This is a genomic window from Psychroserpens mesophilus, from assembly GCF_050617655.1.
GTDB lineage: Bacteria > Bacteroidota > Bacteroidia > Flavobacteriales > Flavobacteriaceae > Psychroserpens > Psychroserpens mesophilus_A.
The window spans coordinates 1-237 of record NZ_JBODQC010000501.1; the positions used below are offsets into that span (position 1 = coordinate 1).

General features: G+C 69.2%; 1 pseudogene. It reads left to right on the top strand.

Features of this window, described 5'->3' with window-relative positions:
- Positions 1 to 237: pseudogene (locus tag ACRHNM_RS18165) on the top strand (hypothetical protein); the annotation flags it as partial.

Consider the following 237-nt stretch of genomic DNA (forward strand, 5'->3'; position numbering starts at 1 on the left):
GCATCGTCGGCTTCTCGCTGCCGACCTTCTGGGTCGCGCTGATGCTGATCATGACCTTCAGCGTGTCGCTGGGCTGGCTGCCGGCCAGCGGCCGCGGCCAGACGGCGGAATTCCTGGGCTTCCAGTGGTCGTGGCTGACGGCCGACGGCTGGCGCCACCTGATCCTGCCGGCGCTGAACCTGTCGCTGTTCAAGATCTCGCTGGTGATCCGCCTGACCCGCGCCGGCGTGCGCGACG